Annotated in this window: 6 protein-coding genes; 3 read left to right on the top strand and 3 right to left on the bottom strand. The window is 71.2% G+C overall.

Annotation, left to right across the window (positions count from 1 at the left end; genetic code table 11):
- Window positions 1-131 precede the first annotated feature (131 nt).
- Complete coding sequence (locus tag ACFW0G_RS43250; protein ID WP_378331382.1) at window positions 132-857, top strand: hypothetical protein; 726 nt, start codon at window positions 132-134, stop codon at window positions 855-857.
- Here ACFW0G_RS43250 and ACFW0G_RS43255 read toward each other — a convergent pair.
- Window positions 848-1207, bottom strand: coding sequence for a hypothetical protein (locus ACFW0G_RS43255; protein WP_378331383.1), 360 nt, complete (start codon window positions 1205-1207; stop codon window positions 848-850). The genes ACFW0G_RS43250 and ACFW0G_RS43255 overlap by 10 nt on opposite strands.
- Window positions 1208-1320: 113 nt before the next feature.
- Between ACFW0G_RS43255 and ACFW0G_RS43260 the strand changes: the two genes are divergently transcribed.
- Both ACFW0G_RS43260 and ACFW0G_RS43265 read left to right on the top strand, forming a co-directional pair.
- Window positions 1321-2301, top strand: a complete 981-nt coding sequence (locus ACFW0G_RS43260; RefSeq protein ID WP_378331384.1) for an endonuclease/exonuclease/phosphatase family protein — start codon at window positions 1321-1323, stop codon at window positions 2299-2301.
- Window positions 2298-2897 carry a hypothetical protein gene (locus ACFW0G_RS43265; protein ID WP_378331385.1) on the top strand — a complete coding sequence of 200 codons (600 nt, stop codon included), beginning with the start codon at window positions 2298-2300 and terminating at the stop codon, window positions 2895-2897. The genes ACFW0G_RS43260 and ACFW0G_RS43265 overlap by 4 nt, the downstream gene beginning before the upstream one ends.
- Window positions 2898-2957: 60 nt before the next feature.
- Here the strand turns inward: ACFW0G_RS43265 and ACFW0G_RS43270 are convergent, their stop codons facing one another.
- On the bottom strand, window positions 2958-3461 hold the full coding sequence (locus tag ACFW0G_RS43270) for a hypothetical protein (RefSeq protein ID WP_378331386.1): 504 nt from the start codon (window positions 3459-3461) through the stop codon (window positions 2958-2960).
- Window positions 3461-4175 (bottom strand): hypothetical protein (locus ACFW0G_RS43275; RefSeq protein WP_378331387.1); only part of this gene is annotated, 715 nt, incomplete at its 5' end. The genes ACFW0G_RS43270 and ACFW0G_RS43275, both read right to left, overlap by 1 nt.

Consider the following 4175-nt stretch of genomic DNA (forward strand, 5'->3'; position numbering starts at 1 on the left):
GCACCACCCGACAAAACCACCCACCCGGCTACGCCGGTGAATACGCCGTAATCACCCCACCCACACACACCTGACCAGCGACTTGTCACGTCCCCTAGCGCACCCACCACCAGACGACGAAACTGGCAAGCATGACTGAGTCGTCGCCGTGGGGTACGCCGCATCCGCCGATCTCGAGCCCGGATGCGCCACTGTTCCCGCCGAAACGATCAACGCAACCGGTCCCGCCGTTGCTGCGTGCGAAGTTCACCGACGCGGCGGACGCGCAGGCGGTGTGGGTGGAGTACCTCAAGGTCGCCACCCAGCCGTGGTACGACGACGACGCGAACGACCCAGACGATGCGTACCGGACCGAGTGGGTTCGGCGTCTGCTGGTCGAGTACGCGGGCTGGGAGCAGGTCACCGCGGTAGTCGCCGACCGCCCCGGCGCGCGAGCACCGGTCTACGCGGCCGCCGCGGCGGAGCACGGCTACCACTGGCCGCAGGAGGAGGTCGATCGGCATCTGGATCACCTGCGCTGGGTACTGGCCACCTCTCGCAGTACCTGGCCCGAACCCACCCGCACCGCCTGGCGGCGCTACCTGGGCGCCTACGCCAACGTGTCCTCCACCGCCGACCATGAGCCGGAATGGACAGGCAGCGCATGGCGCCAGGCCGAACGCGAGGCCGACGCGCTGATCGACCACCTGCGCGAGCAGGAAATCCTCGCACGACACATCGTGTTGGACGTCGTGCTACCGGACCCGTGGCACCGCGAGCAGATCGAGCAGGTCGGCGCGGCGGTGCAGATGGACGCGCGGCACCTGGGCTGCGCGCTGCGCCATCTCGACGGCCGCGCGCGGCTGGCTCACCAGTAGCGGCGGCTGCCGGGACCGGTGACGGGCAGGACCGCGCCGGCGGGCACCAGCTGGCGGTCGAGAGGAATGCTCAGGCGGCCGTTGCCGCTGGACAGCGGCTCGTCGAGCGCGACGAGCGCGCACCAGCGGCCGGTCGAGGTGAGCACCCACGCGTACAAGATGCCGGTGACCTCGCGGGACTGGGAGATCCCGGACGCCCGCACCCAGAACGGAGTGTCCCGTCCCCGCGAGATCCCGCCGTGCGGCAGCCACAACCCCGGATGGATCCGGACCCGCTTCGGCGGGTCGACCACGCGCAGCGCCCGCCGCTCATCGCGAGGGTCTGTACCGGGCCGCACGTACTCGAACACGCGTTCTACCGTAACCCGGGTTCTGGTGATCGGCGCGGGGTGTCTGCCCTGGTGACCGGGGGTGCGCGCGCTGCTACGGTCCCGAGTGGACACCGCCGAAGGGGAGGGCATCGATGCTCAAGTTCGGGTCGTACAACCTGCTCAATTACACCGCCGCCGCCACCGATGATCTGTCCGAGGACGGGGAGCGGCAGCGACGGGTCGAGGCCGTTATCCGCGAGCTTGACGTCGACGTGCTCGCTGTTCAAGAGGTCATCGTCCCTGACCACCTCGACGTCGACGAGCGTGCGACGACGGCCGCGGCGCGGCTGCGAACGCTGGCCGATCGGGTCGGCATGACCTGCATCCTCCCCGACGGCACTGCCGCGGTGGGCCTGGGGAATCACCGGTTCTGCGTCGCCCTGTTGTGGCGCTCGGGGATCACGCCCGTCGGGGTCGGGCGTGTCTACAGCGGCGTCAACGCGTGGCACTCGATCCTCACCCAGGCGCTGGACGTCGGCGCGGCCCAGCCGGTGGTGTTCGGGTCGTATCACGCGACACCGTTCGGGCAGTATCGGCGCGCGGACGAGGCCGAGCGGGTGGTGTCGACGCTGACGCGCTCGGGTTCGCCGGGGGTGATCGGCGGGGACTGGAACGGGATTTCCGCGGACCGCATCCTGCGGTCGCGCTGGCTCGGCGAACACGACGGCGACACGGATGCGTGGGTGCTCTACGACGTCGACCCTTACGTCCAGCCGGGGATCCGCTGGCACTCGGACTTCGTGTACCAGTGCACCTGGGACTACGACGAGGACGGGCGGCGCCACTGGCAGGCCGACCGCCGTCCCGGGGAGATCCTCGCCGCCGGCGGGCTGCGTGACGCCGCGGCCGTGCTCAACGTGACGCCGTGGCAGCCCACGACCGGCCACTGGCGCGGCGACGCCGCCGACCCATATCCGCAGCGGCGAATCGACCGCGTCCACTGCACCGCCGACGTCGTGTCCGCGCTGCGCGGCTACGAGGTCGGCGACACCGAGCTGGCGCGCACAGCGTCCGACCACCTGCCCGTCGTCGTCGACCTCGACCCCGCCGCCATCACCCGGAGCACGCGATGACCACCCCGGTACCGCCGCCCGTCGACGAGCCCACCGCGACGCGATTCGACCACTTCCTGGCCGACGATCTCGGCTGGCCGAACGGCTTCCCGCCGATCGGCGACGCCCTCGACGACGACACCGTGCCCTGGTGGCGGACCGGTTGGGACCCCGCCCACGAACGCGAAACCGGCCTGACCGACTGGCTGCGCTGGCGCGGGATCGCCCTGGCCGACAGGCCCGACCACGCCGTGGTGATCCTGCCCGAAGACGCCGCCCACGCCTTTTACGGACGCTTCGGGCACCTGCTCAACGTGCTCGCGTCCGTGCCGCTGGCCGTGTGCGTCGACAGCGGCGGATCCCACCGCCCACCCGACGACGTACTCGAGCACTACCGCACCTGGTGGACCTACGGCGCCCGCCTCTACGGCACCCTCACCGTCATGACCGCCGACGGCGTCGACACCGTCGCCTGCCCCCAGTGCGGCGCCACCGAACCCCTCATGCTCACCGCGTCCTGCCACGCCATCTGCCCCATCGACGGCCACCGCTGGACACCCACCATCCCCGCCTACTCCTGGCTCCCCCACCTCGATCCCCCGCCACCCCGTCGATAACAGCACGGCGCCCCGGGGTGAATACGGCGTATTCACCCCGGGGCGCCGTGCTGTAGGCGGCTATTCCTCAAGATCGACGCCGTTCGCGTCGTAGCCAGCGATGTAGAGGGTGTCTTCCAGGCCGGGTTCGTAGCCGTGCATGACAGCGCGGCTGAACGCATCGCCCGCAGTTTCGAGGTCGCGCCGGTCGAGGGCGTTGGCGGCGGTGGTGAGGTAGTTGGCCATGGTGGGTGTGACGTCGAGGGGGCCAGGGGTGCGTGTCTTTTGGGGGTCACCGTCGTACTCGACGTCGACAGTGCCGACGTCGAGCCTGGTGGCTCGCCGGAGCCGTTGGGCGGCGAGTCCACTCAGGCCGGAGGCGTCGCTGGCGGCGCGGATGATGTTGTGGGCGCGGGCGCGGGGGTAGCTGGCGGAGAGCCAGCGGCGTGCGGTGCGGCGGCTGATGCCTTCGTAGTCGGCGAGCCAGCGGGCGGCGCTGGCGCCGTGGACGGCGCGGATGGCGGCTTGGGCGTGGTGAACCTGGGCATGGCGGCCCAGGTCCCGGACAACCTCGGAGAACAGCACTACTGGGCCTTTCGTGCGGTGTCGGCGGCGGTGACGGCACGGCGAACGAGACCGACGCGTCCGGCCTGGTGATGGCGGATGAGGTCGGCAGTCACCTCGCCCCAGCGATTGAGGTGCCATTTGCCGGGCTGGTGTTCGTGCGGGCCGGGCTGGTCGGCGTAGTCGAGTCCGGCCGGGCGCACGGGCGCGGCCTCGTCGGTGGCGAACCAGAACGCGTCTTTCATGCCGCCGAAGGGGACGACGTCGGCCTTGTCGATGGCGCGCAGGGCGTTTACTCCGGCGGTGGCCACGAGCATGTCGGCCCAGTCGTGGCGCAGCGTCCCGCGATCGTTGTTGCGGTCGGAGCGGAGCAGGCCACCCAGGAAGGTCGCGTACATCGCCTTGAGGACGCCCAGGGCGAGGTCGGCGCCGGGTTCTCCGGCGGCGCGGGCCTGGGTGAGCGCGAGTCGGGCGGTGCGCACTTCTTTGGCCCAGACGGCGAGGCGGCGGCCGTAGCGGGCGGGGGTTCCGCGGCGCTTGTCGCCGGAGGGCCAGACCACCGCGCGGGCGAGGTCGACGGCCACGCCGCGGTCCTTGGCGAGGAATTTGAGGCTGGGGATGGGTAGCCACCATCCGGTGTCGAGGGCGGCGCGGATCTCGTCGGCGGTGGCGGGGTCCTCGACGTGGCGGCGCGTGAGTTCGGCCTGTACGGCGCGCGCGAAGTCGCCCAGTTCC

This window comes from Amycolatopsis sp. NPDC058986 (assembly GCF_042741125.1).
Classification (GTDB): domain Bacteria; phylum Actinomycetota; class Actinomycetes; order Mycobacteriales; family Pseudonocardiaceae; genus Amycolatopsis.

Excerpts from the sequence above, each read along its gene's own strand:
- ACFW0G_RS43250 (WP_378331382.1), top strand. The coding sequence starts at position 132 with ATGACTGAGTCGTCGCCGTGGGGTACGCCGCATCCGCCGATCTCGAGC.
- ACFW0G_RS43260 (WP_378331384.1), top strand. The coding sequence starts at position 1,321 with ATGCTCAAGTTCGGGTCGTACAACCTGCTCAATTACACCGCCGCCGCC.
- ACFW0G_RS43265 (WP_378331385.1), top strand. The coding sequence starts at position 2,298 with ATGACCACCCCGGTACCGCCGCCCGTCGACGAGCCCACCGCGACGCGA.